We start from the raw sequence: 17,072 nt of genomic DNA on the forward strand, positions 1-17,072 counted from the left end.
TCTTGGACCGATCAGGCCCTTCGGCTCTAGCGTGCGTGGCATGGCTCTGGCAACACGGACGGACCGACGGCCGTCCACGACGCGTACGCTCTGGGACTCGTCCGTCGGCAAGAAGACAGTGATGGCCGTGAGCGGCCTGATCATGCTGCTCTACTTGGTCGTCCACATGATCGGCAACCTGAAGATCTTCTTCGGGTCGGGCGAGTTCAATCACTACGCCCACTGGCTGCGCACGGTCGGTGAGCCGTTCATGCACTACGAGTGGACGCTGTGGCTCGTCCGCGTCGTGCTCGTGGTCGCCGTCGTCGCGCACGCCACGTCCGCCTACCAGCTGAGCCGGCGCGACATCAAGGCTCGCCCGGCCAAGTACGTGCACAAGAAGGCGCGTTCGAGCTACGCCACGCGCACGATGCGCTGGGGCGGCATCATCCTCGCGCTGTTCATCGTGTGGCACCTCCTCGACCTGACGACCGGCACCGCGCACCCGGGCGGCTTCCAGTCGGGCCACCCGTACCAGAACGTGATCGACACCTTCTCCACCTGGTACGGCAACGTCGTCTACATCGCCGCGATGCTCGCGCTCGGCCTGCACGTCCAGCACGGCTTCTGGAGCGCGGCGCAGACCCTCGGCGTGGGCAGCGCGACCCGCGACCGCGTCCTGAAGACCATCGCCAATGTTCTCGCGCTGCTGCTCACGGCCGGCTTCATCGCCGTACCCGTGGGCGTCATGACCGGAGTGGTGAGCTGACCCATGAATTCCTACGCGGAGTACGCGACCGGTGAGCCGGTCGTCGACACCAAGGCCCCCCAGGGCCCCGTCAACGAGCGCTGGGACACCCGCCGCTTCGAGGCGAAGCTGGTCAACCCGGCCAACCGCCGCAAGCACACCGTGATCGTGGTCGGCACCGGCCTGGCCGGCGGCTCCGCGGGCGCCACCCTCGCCGAACAGGGCTACCACGTCGTCCAGTTCTGCTACCAGGACTCCCCGCGCCGCGCCCACTCGATCGCCGCGCAGGGCGGCATCAACGCCGCGAAGAACTACCGCAACGACGGCGACTCCGTCCACCGCCTCTTTTACGACACGGTCAAGGGCGGCGACTTCCGGGCCCGCGAGTCGAACGTCCACCGCCTCGCGCAGATCTCCGTCGAGATCATCGACCAGTGCGTCGCGCAGGGCGTCCCGTTCGCCCGCGAGTACGGCGGCCTGCTCGACACCCGCTCGTTCGGCGGCGTCCAGGTCTCCCGTACGTTCTACGCCCGCGGCCAGACGGGCCAGCAGCTTCTCCTCGGTGCCTACCAGGCGCTGTCACGGCAGATCGCCGCCGGGAACATCGAGATGCACGCGCGCACCGAGATGCTCGACGTGATCGTCGTCGACGGCAAGGCGCGCGGCATCGTCGCCCGCGACCTGATCACCGGGAAGATCGACACGTACTTCGCCGACGCCGTCGTCCTCGCGTCCGGCGGCTACGGCAACGTCTTCTACCTGTCGACGAACGCCATGAACTCCAACGCGACCGCCGTCTGGCGGGCGCACCGGCGCGGCGCCTACTTCGCCAACCCGTGCTTCACCCAGATCCACCCCACGTGCATCCCGCGCACCGGCGACCACCAGTCGAAGCTGACGCTGATGAGCGAGTCGCTGCGCAACGACGGACGCATCTGGGTACCGAAGGCGAAGGGCGACACGCGCCCGGCGAACGAGATCCCCGAGGACGAGCGCGACTACTACCTGGAGCGCATCTACCCGGCCTTCGGCAACCTCGTGCCCCGCGACATCGCCTCGCGCGCCGCGAAGAACGTGTGCGACGAGGGCAGGGGCGTGGGCCCCGGCGGCCAGGGCGTGTACCTGGACTTCGCCGACGCGATCAGCCGTATGGGCAAGAAGGCCGTCGAGGAGAAGTACGGCAACCTCTTCGACATGTACGCGCGGATCACCGCGGAGAACCCGTACGAGGTGCCCATGCGCATCTACCCCGCCGTGCACTACACGATGGGCGGACTGTGGGTCGACTACGACCTGCAGACCACGATCCCGGGCCTGTTCGCGGTCGGTGAGGCCAACTTCTCCGACCACGGCGCCAACCGCCTGGGCGCGAGCGCCCTCATGCAGGGTCTCGCCGACGGCTACTTCGTGCTTCCGTCGACCATCAACGACTATCTCGCGCGCAACCCGCACCACGAAGAGGTGAGCGCCGAACACCCCGTCGTCCAGGAGGTGCTGGCCGAGACCGAGGACCGGATCAGCCTCCTCCTCGCCGTCGACGGCGACCGCACCCCCGACTCCTTCCACCGCGAACTCGGCGAACTCATGTGGGAGTTCTGCGGCATGGCCCGTACGGAGGAAGGCCTGCGCAAGGCCCTCGACCGGATCCCGCAGATCCGCGAGGAGTTCTGGCGCCGCATCAAGGTGCCGGGCACCGGCGAGGAGTTGAATCAGTCGCTGGAGAAGGCCAACCGCATCGTCGACTACCTGGAGCTCGCCGAGCTCATGTGTCTCGACGCCCTGCACCGCGCCGAGTCCTGCGGCGGCCACTTCCGCGAGGAGTCCCAGACCCCGGACGGCGAGGCCGCCCGCCGCGACGAGGAGTTCTCCTATGCGGCCGCATGGGAGTTCACCGGCGCCGGCGACGCCCCCGTCCTGCACAAGGAAGACCTCGTCTTCGAGTACGTCCACCCCACTCAGCGGAGCTACGCATGAAGCTCACCCTGCGCGTCTGGCGCCAGAAGAACGCCGACGCCGAAGGCGCCATGTCCACGTACGACGTGGACGGAATCTCGCGGGACATGTCGTTCCTGGAGATGCTCGACACGCTCAACGAGGAGCTCATCCTCAAGGGCGACGACCCCGTTGCCTTCGACCACGACTGCCGTGAGGGCATCTGCGGAGCCTGCTCGCTCGTCATCAACGGCGACGCGCACGGCCCCGAGCGGACCACCGCCTGCCAGCTCCACATGCGGTCCTTCAAGGACGGCGACACGATCGACATCGAGCCGTGGCGCGCCTCCGCCTTCCCTGTGGTGAAGGACCTCGTCGTCGACCGCACCGCGTTCGACCGGATCATCCAGGCGGGCGGTTACATCAGCGCGCCGACCGGCGCCGCGCCCGAGGCGCACGCCACACCCGTGCCCAAGCCCGACGCGGACTTCGCGTTCGAGCACGCCGAGTGCATCGGCTGCGGCGCGTGCGTGGCGGCCTGCCCGAACGGCTCGGCGATGCTGTTCACCTCGGCGAAGGTCAACCACCTCAACGTCCTGCCGCAGGGCGCGCCCGAGCGCGAGACCCGCGTCCTCGACATGGTGGGGCAGATGGACGCCGAGGGCTTCGGCGGCTGCACCCTCACCGGTGAGTGCGCCACCGCCTGCCCGAAGGGCATCCCGCTGGTCTCCATCACCGGGATGAACAGAGAATGGCTGCGCGCGACCCGTAAGGCGGGCAAGCGTTAGCCGTACGTCGTTCGCCGTCAACGTGCGAACGGGCGGGGCCGGGAGTGGTGCTCATCCCCGGCCCCGTCTCGCTTCAGCCGGCGCTTCTGGCATTCAACATCCCCACATCCGCTCTCCTGGCACAGGTCACGTACACGACAACCGGTATCGGAAGAACAGGAGCGGCAGGCCGTACGACAGTCCGGCCCGCCCATCGCTCCGCCGACAACCGGCCCGTGACCAGGAGAGAGCCATGACCGGCGTCACCACGCTCGACCGTCCCCCACAGCCCGAGGCACCCACCCGCTACACCGTCACCCTGGCCCGCGACGAGGACGACGTCCGTGCCGCGCAGCGGCTGCGGCACGACGTCTTCGCGGGCGAGATGGGCGCCCTGCTGGCCACCACGCAACCGGGCCTCGACGTCGACGCCTTCGACGCGTACTGCGACCACCTGCTCGTCCGCGACACGGTGACCGGCCAGGTGGTCGGCACCTACCGGCTGCTGCCGCCGGAGCGGGCCTCCGTCGCCGGACGACTGTACTCGGAAGGCGAGTTCGACCTGGCCGCCCTCGACGAGATCCGGCCAGGCCTCGTCGAGGTCGGCCGATCCTGCGTGCACCCCGACCACCGGGACGGCGCCGTCATCGGGCTCATCTGGGCCGGTATAGCCCGCTACATGGTCGACCGCGGCCACGAATGGCTGGCCGGCTGCTGCTCCATCCCGCTGGCCGACGGCGGCGTCCTCGCGGCGGGCACCTGGGACCGCGTGCGCACCAAGTACCTGGCTCCCGAGGAGTACCGCGTACGACCGCTGCTGCCCTGGAACGCGGAGCGTGTGGAGTTTTCCGCCCGCACCGAGCTTCCGCCGCTGCTGCGCGGCTACCTCCGCCTCGGTGCCTGGGTGTGCGCGGAGCCGGCCCACGACCCGGACTTCGGGGTCGCCGACCTGTACGTGCTGCTGTCGATGCGCCGGGTCAACCCGCGCTATCTGCGGCACTTCCTCTCTCTCGCCCCGGCCTGATGAGCGTCTGGCTGCCCAGCGCGCCCTGCACCCCGAAGGCATGCGTGGAGCCGACGGGGTCCGCGACGGCCGTGCCCCGGGCCGTGCTGCGGATGACGGCGGTCGTGGTCCTGGTCCTGACCGGGATCGCGCTGTCACCGTTCGGCGGGCGGATACCCGCCGAACTGGTCAGGCGGTGGTGCCGGGCCATCGCGCGGGCCATCGGGGTCCAGGTCCGCGTCACCGGCACCGCCGCCGCACCCACCGGCGGTCTGCTCCTGGTCGCCAACCACATCTCCTGGCTGGACATCCCACTGCTCGGCGCCGTGCGCCCGGCCCGGATGCTCGCCAAGGCGGAGATCGGGCGGTGGCCCCTGGCCGGGCCGGTGGTCGCGCGCAGCGGCGTCCTGTTCATCGAGCGGGACCGGCTGCGTGCCCTCCCGGACACGGTCGCCCGTATCGCCGGGGCGCTGCGGGCCGGCTCCGCGGTCGTCGCGTTCCCCGAGGGCAGCACCTGGTGCGGCCGCGCGCAGGGGCACTTCCGGCGGGCCGTCTTCCAGGCCGCGCTGGACGCGGGGGTCCCGGTCCAGCCGGTCCGCGTCCGGTACCGGCTCGCCGACGGGGCGGCCGGCACCGCAGCCGCGTTCGTCGGCGACGACACGCTGCTCGCCTCGCTGTGGCGGGTGGCGTCGACACGGGGGCTGGTGGCCGAGGTCGAGATACGGGACGTGATCCCGCCGGGCTCTCACCTCGACCGCCGTTCACTGGCCCGGGCCGCCGAGCCCGCGACGACGGGCCGGCCCCGTAGGACCCACACCGCGCTGGTGGCCCGAGGATTCGCCGAAGAGGATCTGGCGAACTCCGGTGCCTCAGGGGCGCGGGGCTGAGCCGATAGGCGGCTCCGCCGCGATGGGGGTCCCCCCTGTTCGAGCGGAGCCGAGAACTCGGGGGAGCGACCAGCCACGTACGGCCCGCAGGTTCATGACCGCGCTTCCGGCAGAGCGCCCGGCGCAAAGGCACGGGCGAGATAGGGAGCCGTAGCGCTCCCGCTCGCCCGCGCCACCTCCGTCGGCGGCCCCGCGGCGACGATCCGACCGCCCGCGTCGCCGCCGCCCGGCCCCAGGTCGATCACCCAGTCCGCGCCCGCTACCACCGCCATGTCGTGCTCCACGACCACCACGGTGTGCCCTGCGTCGACGAGCCCGTGCAACTGCCGCATCAGAACCTCGACATCGGCCGGATGGAGACCGGCCGTCGGCTCGTCGAGCAGATACACCGTGGGACCGCGCCGCCCGCGCTGCAACTCGCTCGCCAGCTTGATGCGTTGGGCCTCCCCGCCGGACAGCTCGGTGGCGGGCTGCCCGAGCCGCAGATAGCCGAGCCCCACGTCGAGCAGCGTGCCGAGGCTGCGCGCCACGGCCGGCGTGTCCGCGAAGAACTCCGCCGCGCTCTCCACCGTCAGATCGAGGACCTCGGCGATGGTCCGCCCCCGGTAGGTGACTTGCAGCGTCTGGGCGTTGTAGCGCGCGCCGCCGCAGTCCGGGCAGGGGGCGTACGTGCTCGGCAGGAAGAGGAGCTCGACGCTGACGAAGCCCTCGCCCTGGCAGGTCTCGCACCGGCCGCCGGCCACGTTGAACGAGAAGCGCCCCACGCCGTACGTGCGGGCCTTCGCCTCGTCGGTGGCGGCGAACACCTTCCGTACGACGTCGAACAGGCCCGTGTACGTGGCCAGGTTGGAGCGCGGGGTGCGCCCGATCGGCTTCTGGTCGACGACCACGAGGCGGCCCACGCCCTCCAGTTCCTCGGTGATCGAGCCGATGAGCGTGGACTTCCCGGACCCGGAGACGCCGGTGACGGCCGTGAACGTGGACAGCGGTACGTCCACCGACACGTCGCGCAGATTGTGCCGGGTCACGGGGCCGACCTTCAGCCGGCCGCGCGGCTCCCGCACCGTGCGCACGGGCACACGCTCGCGGCCGAAGAGGAAGCGGGCCGTCGCCGACTCCGCGACGGACGCCAGGTCCGCGACGGGACCGCTGTGCAGGACGCGGCCGCCGTGCTCGCCCGCGAGCGGGCCGACGTCGACGAGCCAGTCGGCCTTGCGGACGACATCCATGTGGTGCTCGACGACGAACACCGAGTTGCCGGCCGCCTTGAGCCGGTCGAGGACGGTGAGGAGCGACTCCGTGTCGGCCGGGTGCAGGCCCGCCGACGGCTCGTCGAGCACGTAGACCACGCCGAAGAGCCCGGAGCGCAACTGTGTGGCCAGGCGCAGGCGTTGGAGCTCACCGGCGGACAGCGTCGGCGTGGCGCGGTCCAGGCTGAGATAGCCGAGGCCGAGCTCGGTGACGGTGGCGATCCGGGCCAGGAGGTCGCCGGTGAGGACCCGCGCCGTCTCCGAGGCGTCGCCGGGGGCGTCGAGGATCTTCGCCAGGTCCGCGAGCGGCAGATGCGCCAGATCCGCGATCGTCCGTCCGCCGAACGTCACCGCGAGCGACTCGGACCGCAGCCGCGCCCCGCCGCACACCGGACACGGCGCGCTGTCGAGGAACCGCTCGGCCTTCGTCCGCAGCGTCTGGCTCTTGGAGTCCGCGAACGTCTTGAGCACGTAGCGGTTCGCGCTCATGTACGTGCCCTGGTACGGGCGTTGGATCCGGCCCGCGTCCCGCACGGGGTGCACGGTGACGACGGGCTGGTCGTCCGTGAACAGGATCCAGTCGCGTTCTTCCTGCGGCAGTTCACGCCAGGGCCGGTCGACGTCGTACCCGAGCGCGTCCAGGACGTCGCGCAGGTTCTTGCCCTGCCAGGCACCCGGCCACGCGGCGATCGCGCCCTCACGGAGGGACAGGGACGGGTCGGGCACGAGGAGTGCCTCCGTCGTGCGGTGCACCGCGCCGAGCCCGTGACACTCGGGGCACGCCCCGGCCGCCGTGTTCGGCGAGAAGGCGTCGGAGTCGAGCCGCTCCGCGCCGGGCGGGTAGTCGCCCGCGCGCGAGAACAGCATGCGCAGCGAGTTCGAGAGCGTCGTCACCGTGCCGACGGAGGACCGGGACGTGGGGGAGGAGCGGCGCTGCTGGAGCGAGACGGCCGGCGGAAGCCCGCTGATCTCGCCGACCTTGGGCGCACCGACCTGGTGGATGAGGCGGCGCGCGTACGGGGCCACGGACTCGAAGTAGCGGCGCTGCGCCTCGGCGTAGATCGTGCCGAAGGCGAGCGAGGACTTCCCGGAGCCGGAGACCCCCGTGAAGACGGCGAGCACGTCGCGCGGGATGTCCACGTCGACGCCCCGCAGATTGTGCTCACGGGCACCCCGCACACGGACGAACGGATCGTGGTCGGGCTCGTGCATGGGGCGGGCTCCGTAGGGCGGCTGGACGCGCTGTCACGCGGGGGGCAAACCCCACGATTCTAGGCCTGGCGCAGCCCCGCGAGCCGGGCGAGCCCGCAGTAGGACTCCAGGAGGCCCTCGCGGTCGTACGAGCTGGTCGTGACCAGGACCTCCTGCGCGCCGCTCTCCTTGATCAGGGTCTCCAGCTCGTCCGCGACCTGGTCCTGCGTGCCCGCGATGTGGCCGCGCAGCCCGGACTCGTAGAAGTCCCGCTCCTTCGCCGTCATCGTCAGCGCCTCCACGCGCTCGGCGGGCGGCAGCGGCGGGAACGTGCCGTGGGTGCGGGAGTACGCCATCGACCAGGCCTCCGGGATCAGCAGGCGGTGGGCCGCGTCCGGACTCCCGGCGACCGCGATCGTGCCCGAGACGACGACGTAGGGCTCGCTCGCCCACGCGGACGGCCGGAACGTGGTGCGGTACCGGTCGATTCCGCGCAGCATCTTCTCGCGGTTCCTGAGGTCGCCGATCACCATCGGCAGTCCCGCTTCGGCGGCGATCGTCGCGCCCTCGCCCATGGCGAGCACGAACGGCGGGACGCTCAGCCCGTCCGAGGGGCGTGCGCGTACCCCGGTCGCGGAGGTCCCCCGGAAGAAGTCGAGCAGTTCGGCGAGCTGCGCCGCGAAGTCGTCGGCATCGTCCTTGTCCCGCCCGAGCGCCTTGCGCACCCCGCCCGTGAAACCCACCGAACGGCCGAGACCCATGTCGATCCGCCCGGGGAACAGCGACTCCAGGACCCCGAACTGCTCGGCCACCACCAGGGGTTGATGGTTGGGCAGCATCACGCCGCCGGTGCCGACCCGGATCGTGCGGGTGGCGGCCGCGACCGCCGCGGCGAGCACGGTCGGCGCGGATCCCGCGACGCCCGGCACCCCGTGGTGCTCCGACACCCAGACACGGTGATAGCCGAGCGCGTCCAGCTCGCGCGCGAAGCGCACGGTGTCGCGCAGCGCCGAGGGCCCGTCGTGCCCCTCACGGGTGCGCGAACGGTCGAGGACGGAGAACCGGGTCGATGCGATCACTGAGCTCACACACCGTTCAACGTCTGTGCCGCTGCAGGATTCCCTACGCTTGGCGTGTGATCGACAACAGCAGACCTCTCGCCAGACCCCTGGCCGTGTTCGACCTCGACAACACCCTCGCCGACACGGCCCACCGGCAGCGCTTCCTGGAGCGCACCCCGCGTGACTGGCCGGCCTTCTTCGGGGCCGCGCCCGAGGATCCGCCGCTCGCGCGCGGCGTCGAGCTGGCGCTGGAGAGCGCCCGCGAGTGCGAGGTCGTCTACCTCACGGGCAGGCCGGAGCGGTGCCGCGCCGACACCGTGGCCTGGCTCGCCGAGCAGGGCCTGCCCGAGGGGCGCGTCTGGATGCGCCGCAACGACGACCGCAGGCCCGCGCGCCGCACCAAACTGGAGACGCTGCGCACGCTCTCCCGCGGCCGCGAGGTGCGCATGCTGGTCGACGACGACGAGCTCGTGTGCGACGAGGCCGAACGGGCGGGCTTCACCGTCGTACGCGCCCGCTGGGCGAGCGCTTCCGAGGCGCTGAAGGACGCCCAGGAGCGCGAGGGGCGGACCTGAGCGGACCGGGCGAGCGGGTTCGGAGCCGGTCCTGAGTGGCCCCGGCGCGCGGGCTCAGGCCTCGTCCTCCAGCCGGAAGCCGACCTTCAGGGTGACCTGGTAGTGCGCGATCTGACCGTCCTCGATGTGGCCGCGCACCTGGCCGACCTCGAACCAGTCCAGGCCGCGCAGCGTCTGCGAGGCGCGGGTGATGCCGTTGCGGATGGCCTGGTCGACTCCCTCCGGGGAGGTGCCGACGATCTCTGTGACCCGGTACGTGTGAGCGGACATGAAGGCCTCCTCGGCCCGTGCGGTGGACGTCCCTCCACGGTGCCTCAGGTCACCGTGGACCGCGAGCGAGAGCGCAGATGCTCGACTTACCGGCAGTCACCCCCTTGACCGTTCGATTGGTCCATACCAAAATCCAGCCACACCCGTGCGAGCGTCACGCTCATCCCCCACGTCGGGCCTCCCCTCCCTGTCCGCAGGCAGAAAGTGACCCACGTGACGTACCGCCGCACCGCCGCGTCCCTCCTCCCCCTCGCCCTCGTGTCCGCCTGCCTGCTCACGGGCTGCGGCTATCTGCCGGGAGCGGGCGACGAGCAGCGCACGGTGACCGTCTGGCTGATGAAGGACAGCGCGTCGGACGCGTTCCTCAAGCGGTTCACGAAGAGCTTCGAGGACAAGAACCCCGGCCTGCGCCTGGACATCCGTATCCAGGAGTGGACCGGCATCGGCGAGAAGGTGAGCGCGGCCCTCACCCAGGACCACGGCGCCACGGCCAGTGGCGACGCGGCGGACGGACCGGCGCCCGACGTCATCGAGGTCGGCAACACGCAGGTGCCCCAGTACGTCGACGAGGGCGGACTGCTCGACCTCAGCCTGGAGTCCGCGCGCGACTTCGGCATGGAGGAGTGGCTGCCCGGACTCGCCGATCCCGGCATGTTCCACTCGCGCCAGTACGGCATCCCCTGGTACGCGGCCAACCGAGTGGTGATCTACAACAAGGACCTGTTCGCCAAGGCGGGCATCAAGCAGCCGCCCCGCACCCGCGCCGAGTGGCTCGACGACACACGGCGTCTCAACACCCATGGTGACCAGGGCATCTACCTGGCCGGCCAGGACTGGTACACGCTCGCCGGATTCATCTGGGACGAGGGCGGCGACCTCGCGACGGAGGACGGCGGCATCTGGGAGGGCAGCCTGTATACTCCGGCGGCGCTGCGCGGCATGGAGTTCTACCGGCAGCTCCAGGCGCTCGGCCACGGGCCCAAGGACGCCGACGAGGAACACCCGCCGCAGTCCGGCGAGTTCGCGAAGGGCGACGTCGGCCAGATCGTCGCCGTGCCCGGCGTCGCCCAGGCTGTCGAGCAGCAGAACCCCGAACTCAAGGGAAAGCTGGGGTACTTCCCGATCCCCGGCAAGACGGCGGCCAAGCCGGGATCCGTCTTCACCGGCGGCTCCGACCTGGTCGTGCCCGAGAACACCGACGACCGCGACGGAGCCGTCGCGGTCGTCAAGGCCCTGGCCGGCGAGAAGTGGCAGAAGGACCTGGCCAGGACCATGAACTACGTGCCCAACAAGACGACGCTCAGCGACGCCGTCGCCGCTGAGCCGGGCGTGGCCGCGATGGCGGCGGGCGCCGCACGCGGCCGGGCCACGCCCGTGTCCCCGCTGTGGGCGAGGGTCGAGGCCGACAACCCGATCAAGACGTACATGTCGAAGGTGCTCGCCGGGGCCGACCCGGCCGAGGAGGCCGGGTCGGCTTCCCGGCGGATCACCAAGGAGCTGGACGCCAGCGGACCGTGACCCGCCGCCTGCTACGGGGTTCGGGGCCGTCAGTCCACGAGGCTGAGCGAGAGCGCGAAGCGGCTTTGCGCGTCCGTCCACCAGTGCGTCATGCGCAGCCCCGCGCCCGCCAGTTCGGCCCGCACGCCCTCCTCGCGGAACTTCGCCGAGATCTCCGTGCGGATCTCCTCCCCGTCCTCGAAGTCGACCGCGAGGCCGAGCGCCGGGATCTTGACGGTCTGTGCGGCCGTGGAGCGCAGCCGCATCTCGATCCACTCGTTGTCCGCGTCCCACAGCGCGACGTGCTCGAAGGCGCCCGGGTCGAAGTCGGCGCCCAGGTCGCGATTGATGACACTGAGCACGTTCTTGTTGAACGCGGCCGTCACGCCCGCCGCGTCGTCGTACGCCGCGACGAGGACCGACTCGTCCTTCACCAGGTCCGTGCCGAGCAGCAGCATGTCGCCGGGCCGCAGCAGGGCGCGTACGGAGGTCAGGAACGCGGCGCGCTCGGCCGGCAGAAGGTTGCCGATCGTGCCGCCTAGGAACGCGGCCAGGCGCGGCCCCGGAGTGTCCGGCAGGGTGAGTCCGAGCGTGAAGTCGGCGATCAGCCCGTGGATGTTCAGCCCGGGCCGCTCGGCGCCGAGCGCCTCGGCGGCGCTCCGCAGCGCGCTCTCGCTGACGTCCACGGGGACGTACGTCTCCAGGACCGGCAGGTCGTCGAGCAGATGGCGGGTCTTGTCCGACGAGCCGGAGCCCAGTTCGACGAGGGTGCGGGCGCCGGTGGCGTCGGCGATCTCCTGGGAGCGGGCCAGCAGGATCTCCCGCTCGGCGCGCGTCGGGTAGTACTCGGGCAGGGTCGTGATCTCGTCGAACAGCTCGCTGCCGCGCGCGTCGTAGAACCACTTGGGCGGCAGCGTTTTCGGCGTGCCGGTCAGGCCGCTGAGGACATCGGCGCGCAGGGCGGCGCCGGTGGCGTCCTCGGGCAGGGTGCGGGTCAGCTGGTACGGGCTCACGCGGAGGGCTCCTTGAGCGGGGTCAGCAGGACGTCGGTGCGGCTCGCGGCGAGCAAGGTGCGGTCCGGCACCTCGCGCCAGTGCGGATCGTCGTCGTACGGCTCGGAGGCGACGACGGTGCTGCGGCCGGGTTCGGTGAGATACCAGAGGCTGTCGCCCCAGGCGGTCGCGGTGATCGTCTCTCCATCGGTGAGGAGGAGGTTGAGCCGTGATCCGGGGGCGGCCTCGGCGACTTCGAGGACGGTGTCGGCGAGGGCCTGCCCCTGCTCGTCGCCCGAGCGCAGCCGGTGCAGCAGCAGCGCCCAGACGAACGCCGAGTCGCAGCGGGCCTCCAGGGACAGCAGGTCGACGGGCGGCACCGCTGTGGTGAGCGGGGCGAGCGAGCGCGGCCAGCCCCTCACCGCGCCGTTGTGGGAGAACAGCCACGGGCCGGACGCGAACGGCGCCGCCGCAGCCTCGCCGTCCGCGCCGCCGAGCGTGGCGTCGCGGACCGCGGCGAGCACGGCCCCCGAGCGCACGACCCGCGCGAGGTCGGCGAACGACTGGTCGCCCCAGATCGGCCCGGCCCTGCGGTAGCGCGCGGGCACCGGGTCCCCGTCCGCGTACCAGCCCACGCCGAAGCCGTCGGCGTTCACGGTCCCGTGCCGCTGACGGCGCGGTTCCCAGGACTGGCGCAGCAGGCTGTGCGGCGGCGCCACGAGCACGTCACCGAGCGGCACTACAGGGCCCAGATACGCCAGCTGCCGGCACATCAGGCACCCTCCCCGTCGCGCGCCGTGCGGAAGCCCGCGAAGATCTGCCGGCGCACCGGATAGTCCCAGTTGCGGAACGTGCCGCGGCACGCCACCGCGTCCACGGCGAACGAGCCGCCGCGCAGCACCTTGTGGTCCGGGCCGAAGAACACCTCCGAGTACTCCCTGTACGGGAAGGCCGCGAACCCCGGGTACGGCAGGAAGTCGCTCGACGTCCACTCCCACACGTCGCCGATCAACTGCCGTACGCCCAACGGGGATTCACCGGCCGGATAACTGCCCGCCGGGGCCGGGCGCAGGTGGCGCTGGCCGAGGTTGGCGCGCTCCGGCGTCGGGTCCGCGTCGCCCCACGGGTAGCGCATCGACCGCCCGGACGCGGGATCGAAGCGGGCCGCCTTCTCCCACTCGGCCTCGCTGGGCAGGCGCCGGCCCGCCCAGCGCGCGTACGCGTCGGCCTCGTACCAGCTGACGTGCACGACCGGCTCGTCCGGCGGGACCACCTCGGTCACCCCGAAGCGGCGCCGCAGCCACTGCCCTGCCTCACGCCGCCAGAACAGCGGCGACCGCAGGCCGTTGTCCCGCACCAGCGCCCAGCCCTCGGGCGTCCACCAGCGGGAGCTGTCGTAGCCGCCGTCCTCCATGAAGGCCAGATACGCGCCGTTCGTGACCGGCGCGGTGTCGATGTGGAACGGCGGGACGAGGCGCGCGTGCGCGGGCCGCTCGTTGTCCAGCGACCACGGCTCGGCGCTCGTCCCCATCGTGAACGGGCCGCCGGGCACCAGGACTTCGGACGGTCCATGGAACGCCGGGGAGACCGGGTCGGGATCCGGGGCCGTCAGCGCCGGCGCGCCCGACCGGAGCTGATGGGTGATCAGCATCGTCTCGTCATGCTGCTGTTCGTGCTGGGCGATCATCCCGAAGGCGAACCCCGCCTCGGTGAGCCGGGCGCCGGTGCCGTGGAACGGCGTGCTCTCCAGGACGTCGAGCGCGCGGCCCCGCACCTCGGCCGCGTAACCACGCGCCTCCTTGGGCTTGAGCAGCGGCAGCTTGGGCCGCTCCGAGCGCGGGTGCTCGAAGGCGTCGTACAACGGGTCGATCTCCGGATGCATCGCCTCGCGGCCAGCGACCGCGCGCAGGAGCCACAGCTCCTCCTGGTTGCCGATGTGCGCCAGGTCCCACACCAGCGGTGACATCAACGGTGAGTGCTGCGTGGTCAGTTCGGGCCCCTCGACACAGCTCGTGAGCAGCGTCGTACGGTCCCGCGCGGTGAGCAGCGCGGTCCGCGCGCGCTCCCGCAGTGCCTCGGGGTCCGGGGCGGTGTCTTGGCTCTGTGCGGTCATGAGGTGACGGTCCTCCCGGGGGCGGGGGCATCGATGCGGTCGAGCACGTCGTCGGCGGGGCACCGGCCACGCACGACATAGCGGTCCATGAAGGCGGAGACGGCGGCGAGCACCCTGGGTGACGCACCGAGCCTCGGCAGCGCGTCGAGCGCCGCCGCGAAGCACGCGACGGCCGCCTCGGCGAGCTCGGGGTCCGAGGGCCCGTGCCGCGCCGCGTCGCGCCACAGCTGATTGTGCGGCGCGGGCAGCGGGCCCGCCCGTTCGGACAGCGGCTTCACGGTGCGGTACGCGGTCTCGGCGGCCTCCGGGTCGTCGAACAGCGCGGTCGTCACGGCGAGCGGCACGATCCAGCCGTCGTCGCCCGGCTGCGCGTCGATCATGCGCAGTTCGAGGTGGCCGCGCGGGCGCACCGGAGGGAACAGGGTGGACAGGTGGTATTCGACGTCACCGCGCGTGGCGGGCCGCGGCCCACCGGTACGCAGCCACGTCCGCAGGGACATGCCGTCGGGCACGTCCCAGGGGCCGCTGTCCTTGCGGACGCACATCACCGGCGCGTCCAGGACGTGCCGGACCCAGGCCTCGCGCGGCTCCACGTCGAGGGGCGGTGCCCCGGACCTTCCGGGGTCGATCTCCTCCCACACCGCCTGGCGGGTGGAGCGCCAGCCGGTCGGACGCCCGTACAGCATCGGTGAGTTGGCGAACGCGGAGACCAGGACGGCGCCGAGCAGATGCGCGAGTCGCCAGCGTCTGCCGTGGCCGAGCGGCCCCGGCTCCTCGTACCCGGAGTCGAGGCAGACCTGTACCGACGCCGACGAGCACATCATGGCGCGGCCCGCGGGTCCGGTCCGGTCGAACCAGGACTCCATGGCGTCGTAGCGCGGCTCGTGGAGCAGCCGCCGCGGCGGGCGCCAGGGATCGGTGCCGAGGCCGGTCAGCGCGAGGCCACGGGCGGCGAGCGCGGTGCGGACCGCCGTCAGATCGGCCGAGACGGCCGAGACGCAGTCCATGAGCGATGAGGCGGGCAGGGAGCTGAGCTCCAGCTGGCCGCCGGGTTCTACGGTGAGCGCCGAGCTCAGCGGCAGGGCGCCCAGTGCGGCGTACGCCGCGTCGAGCCGTTCGGGTGGCAGGGGGAGCCGCGGCCTGCGCGGCTCGTGGACGAGCCATTCCACCTCGACACCCACGGTACGAGGCGGTCCGGTCTTGAAGCAGATCCCGCGGACCAGCGCCTCGACCTCGGCCTCGGTGACCAGGGCCGCCGCGCCGAGCTCCGTACAGTCTCCTTCGGGCATGTTCAGGATCCTCCTGATCAGTTCGCCTTCATCGTCCCCGGTAGGGGCCGTGCCGTCGACTCGACGGGGATGGACCGGGCCGGGGCAGTGCTCGTACCACCCAAAACCCTCACGGCGAATCGCACAAGAGTGCCCCTCGGACGATGAAAATCTGTTGCCCGCCCAGTCGCCCGGTGCACATCATGCGTTCATGAGGACGACCACGGGGGAGCGGGCGTGAGCGCCCGGCTGCGGGGGATCGCGCAGCAGACGGAGCAGATCGTCGCGGCGGGGCGGTACACGGCGCCGGGCGGCTCGGTCGTGCCGATCGCGGACGCGGTGGCGGCAGCGCGGGACGCGACCCGCACGTACGGCCCGGCCCCGGTCCATGTGCCCGAGCCGGGCCGGCTCGGGGATACGGCCGTCGAGGTCACCGGCGAGTCCAGCCTGGAGGCCGCGCGCCGCCTGGTAACGGCCGTTCAGGACCCGGTCGGCGTCCTGAACTTCGCCTCGGCCCGCAACCCCGGCGGCGGCTATCTCAACGGCGCACAGGCCCAGGAGGAAGCCGTGTGCCGGGCCTCGGCCCTGTACACGTGCCTGCTGCGGGCCCGCGACTTCTACGATCACCACCGCGAGAACCGCGACCCGTTCTACACGGACCGCGTCATGCACTCGCCCGGCGTCCCCGTCTTCCGCGACGACCGCGGACGGCTGCTCGACGAGCCGTACGCCGCCGGCTTCCTCACCTCACCCGCACCGAACGCGGGCGTCATACGCCGCCGCACCCCGGAGCGGGCAGGCGAGATCGCGGGTGCCCTCGCGTCACGGGCCGAGCGGGTCCTGGAGACGGCCGTCGCCCACGGCTACCGGCGCCTCGTGCTCGGCGCCTGGGGCTGCGGTGTGTTCCAGAACGACCCGGCGCAGGTCGCCGACGCGTTCCGGGCGCTCCTCGACGGGGGCGGCCGGTTCGCGGGCCGCTTCGACCACATCGTGTTCGGCGTCCTGGACCGCACGCCGGACGCACGGACCAGGACGGCCTTCGAGCGGGCCTTCGCGGCGCCGCCGGCGGTCAGCGCCAGCCGTACCGCTCCCTGAGCCGCAGCACCACGAGGTTGAACCGCATGCGGTCCAGGGCACACGCCTCCCGCCGCATGCCCCGCTCGTGGACCCTGAGGACGCGGTCGATCGCCACCCACGAGTCGCGGCCCGCGGTGTCCCACGGCCCGCTGCCGATCGGCACCCACTCCCTGTCGTGGTCGTGCCGCTTGCTCGACAGCTGTACGGCGAGGAGCGTGCCGGCGGCCTCCCTGGCGACGACGAGCACGGGACGGTCCTTGCCGCGGCCGTCGTTCTCCTCGAACGGCACCCACGTCCAGACGATCTCGCCGGGATCGGGGTCGCCGTCGTGGGCGGGCGCGTACTCGGTGCGCACCCGGCCCACCTCGCGCGGCGCGGCCTCGACCGTGGCGGTGGCGCCGGCACGACCGGGCTGCTCGTGGGCATGCGGGTCATCGATGAAGGCAGTCACGCGGGTCACGT

General features: G+C 71.9%; 16 protein-coding genes. 8 read left to right on the plus strand and 8 right to left on the minus strand.

All coding sequences use genetic code 11. The features are described 5' to 3' along the window. Nucleotides 1-40 precede the first annotated feature (40 nt). The 5 genes from ACY0PA_RS37600 to ACY0PA_RS37620 all read left to right on the plus strand — a co-directional run bounded on the left by ACY0PA_RS37600 (nucleotide 41) and on the right by ACY0PA_RS37620 (nucleotide 5,316). Complete coding sequence (locus ACY0PA_RS37600; protein ID WP_473081863.1) at nucleotides 41-748, plus strand: succinate dehydrogenase; 708 nt, start codon at nucleotides 41-43, stop codon at nucleotides 746-748. Between the two features lie 3 nt (nucleotides 749-751). Next, on the plus strand, nucleotides 752-2,701 hold the full coding sequence (locus ACY0PA_RS37605; RefSeq protein ID WP_473081864.1) for a fumarate reductase/succinate dehydrogenase flavoprotein subunit: 1,950 nt from the start codon (nucleotides 752-754) through the stop codon (nucleotides 2,699-2,701). Further along, complete coding sequence (locus ACY0PA_RS37610; protein WP_453780062.1) at nucleotides 2,698-3,447, plus strand: succinate dehydrogenase/fumarate reductase iron-sulfur subunit; 750 nt, start codon at nucleotides 2,698-2,700, stop codon at nucleotides 3,445-3,447. Before ACY0PA_RS37605 ends, ACY0PA_RS37610 begins: the two co-directional genes overlap by 4 nt. 232 nt (nucleotides 3,448-3,679) lie before the next feature. Next, nucleotides 3,680-4,450, plus strand: coding sequence for a GNAT family N-acetyltransferase (locus ACY0PA_RS37615; RefSeq protein ID WP_473081865.1), 771 nt, complete (start codon nucleotides 3,680-3,682; stop codon nucleotides 4,448-4,450). Next, on the plus strand, nucleotides 4,450-5,316 hold the full coding sequence (locus ACY0PA_RS37620) for a lysophospholipid acyltransferase family protein (RefSeq protein ID WP_473081866.1): 867 nt from the start codon (nucleotides 4,450-4,452) through the stop codon (nucleotides 5,314-5,316). Before ACY0PA_RS37615 ends, ACY0PA_RS37620 begins: the two co-directional genes overlap by 1 nt. A 92-nt stretch (nucleotides 5,317-5,408) precedes the next feature. On the opposite strand, the gene ACY0PA_RS37625 is transcribed toward ACY0PA_RS37620, so the two are convergent. Next, nucleotides 5,409-7,778, minus strand: coding sequence for an ATP-binding cassette domain-containing protein (locus tag ACY0PA_RS37625; protein WP_473081867.1), 2,370 nt, complete (start codon nucleotides 7,776-7,778; stop codon nucleotides 5,409-5,411). 59 nt (nucleotides 7,779-7,837) lie between these two features. Further along, on the minus strand, nucleotides 7,838-8,845 hold the full coding sequence (locus ACY0PA_RS37630; protein ID WP_473081868.1) for an MsnO8 family LLM class oxidoreductase: 1,008 nt from the start codon (nucleotides 8,843-8,845) through the stop codon (nucleotides 7,838-7,840). A gap of 47 nt (nucleotides 8,846-8,892) precedes the next feature. Here ACY0PA_RS37630 and ACY0PA_RS37635 point away from each other — a divergent pair, with 47 nt between their 5' ends. Then, nucleotides 8,893-9,393, plus strand: coding sequence for a phosphatase domain-containing protein (locus ACY0PA_RS37635; RefSeq protein ID WP_473081869.1), 501 nt, complete (start codon nucleotides 8,893-8,895; stop codon nucleotides 9,391-9,393). 54 nt (nucleotides 9,394-9,447) lie between these two features. Here the strand turns inward: ACY0PA_RS37635 and ACY0PA_RS37640 are convergent, their stop codons facing one another. Then, entirely contained in the window at nucleotides 9,448-9,663 is a 216-nt protein-coding gene (locus tag ACY0PA_RS37640) for a dodecin (protein WP_473081870.1), read from the minus strand. Nucleotides 9,664-9,876: 213 nt separating this feature from the next. Between ACY0PA_RS37640 and ACY0PA_RS37645 the strand changes: the two genes are divergently transcribed. Beyond that, nucleotides 9,877-11,181 carry an extracellular solute-binding protein gene (locus ACY0PA_RS37645; RefSeq protein ID WP_473081871.1) on the plus strand — a complete coding sequence of 435 codons (1,305 nt, stop codon included), beginning with the start codon at nucleotides 9,877-9,879 and terminating at the stop codon, nucleotides 11,179-11,181. 29 nt (nucleotides 11,182-11,210) lie between these two features. Here the strand turns inward: ACY0PA_RS37645 and egtD are convergent, their stop codons facing one another. Genes egtD through egtA form a run of 4 tightly spaced genes read right to left on the minus strand, consistent with a single transcriptional unit; the run spans nucleotide 11,211 to nucleotide 15,554 of the window. Then, nucleotides 11,211-12,173: an L-histidine N(alpha)-methyltransferase gene (gene egtD, locus ACY0PA_RS37650; protein ID WP_473081872.1), complete on the minus strand. Its 963-nt coding sequence runs from the start codon at nucleotides 12,171-12,173 to the stop codon at nucleotides 11,211-11,213. Further along, nucleotides 12,170-12,925: an ergothioneine biosynthesis protein EgtC gene (gene egtC / locus ACY0PA_RS37655; RefSeq protein WP_473081873.1), complete on the minus strand. Its 756-nt coding sequence runs from the start codon at nucleotides 12,923-12,925 to the stop codon at nucleotides 12,170-12,172. Before egtC ends, egtD begins: the two co-directional genes overlap by 4 nt. After that, on the minus strand, nucleotides 12,925-14,265 hold the full coding sequence (gene egtB / locus ACY0PA_RS37660) for an ergothioneine biosynthesis protein EgtB (RefSeq protein WP_473081874.1): 1,341 nt from the start codon (nucleotides 14,263-14,265) through the stop codon (nucleotides 12,925-12,927). The genes egtC and egtB overlap by 1 nt, the downstream gene beginning before the upstream one ends. Next, entirely contained in the window at nucleotides 14,262-15,554 is a 1,293-nt protein-coding gene (egtA, locus tag ACY0PA_RS37665; RefSeq protein ID WP_473081875.1) for an ergothioneine biosynthesis glutamate--cysteine ligase EgtA, read from the minus strand. The genes egtB and egtA overlap by 4 nt, the downstream gene beginning before the upstream one ends. A gap of 216 nt (nucleotides 15,555-15,770) precedes the next feature. Between egtA and ACY0PA_RS37670 the strand changes: the two genes are divergently transcribed. After that, on the plus strand, nucleotides 15,771-16,628 hold the full coding sequence (locus ACY0PA_RS37670) for a TIGR02452 family protein (RefSeq protein ID WP_473081876.1): 858 nt from the start codon (nucleotides 15,771-15,773) through the stop codon (nucleotides 16,626-16,628). Here ACY0PA_RS37670 and ACY0PA_RS37675 read toward each other — a convergent pair. Then, nucleotides 16,603-17,061, minus strand: coding sequence for a type II toxin-antitoxin system PemK/MazF family toxin (locus ACY0PA_RS37675; RefSeq protein WP_473081877.1), 459 nt, complete (start codon nucleotides 17,059-17,061; stop codon nucleotides 16,603-16,605). The two genes, ACY0PA_RS37670 and ACY0PA_RS37675, sit on opposite strands and share 26 nt — an antisense overlap. Nucleotides 17,062-17,072: the final 11 nt, after the last annotated feature.

Source organism: Streptomyces sp. DS1-CR2, assembly GCF_055760475.1.

Bases quoted from the DNA above. Each gene is read 5' to 3' on its own strand.
- ACY0PA_RS37600 (WP_473081863.1), top strand. From the start codon at position 41: ATGGCTCTGGCAACACGGACGGACCGACGGCCGTCCACGACGCGTACG.
- ACY0PA_RS37605 (WP_473081864.1), top strand. From the start codon at position 752: ATGAATTCCTACGCGGAGTACGCGACCGGTGAGCCGGTCGTCGACACC.
- ACY0PA_RS37610 (WP_453780062.1), top strand. From the start codon at position 2,698: ATGAAGCTCACCCTGCGCGTCTGGCGCCAGAAGAACGCCGACGCCGAA.
- ACY0PA_RS37615 (WP_473081865.1), top strand. From the start codon at position 3,680: ATGACCGGCGTCACCACGCTCGACCGTCCCCCACAGCCCGAGGCACCC.
- ACY0PA_RS37620 (WP_473081866.1), top strand. From the start codon at position 4,450: ATGAGCGTCTGGCTGCCCAGCGCGCCCTGCACCCCGAAGGCATGCGTG.
- ACY0PA_RS37625 (WP_473081867.1), bottom strand. From the start codon at position 7,778: ATGCACGAGCCCGACCACGATCCGTTCGTCCGTGTGCGGGGTGCCCGT.
- ACY0PA_RS37640 (WP_473081870.1), bottom strand. From the start codon at position 9,663: ATGTCCGCTCACACGTACCGGGTCACAGAGATCGTCGGCACCTCCCCG.
- egtC (WP_473081873.1), bottom strand. From the start codon at position 12,925: ATGTGCCGGCAGCTGGCGTATCTGGGCCCTGTAGTGCCGCTCGGTGAC.
- egtB (WP_473081874.1), bottom strand. From the start codon at position 14,265: ATGACCGCACAGAGCCAAGACACCGCCCCGGACCCCGAGGCACTGCGG.
- egtA (WP_473081875.1), bottom strand. From the start codon at position 15,554: ATGCCCGAAGGAGACTGTACGGAGCTCGGCGCGGCGGCCCTGGTCACC.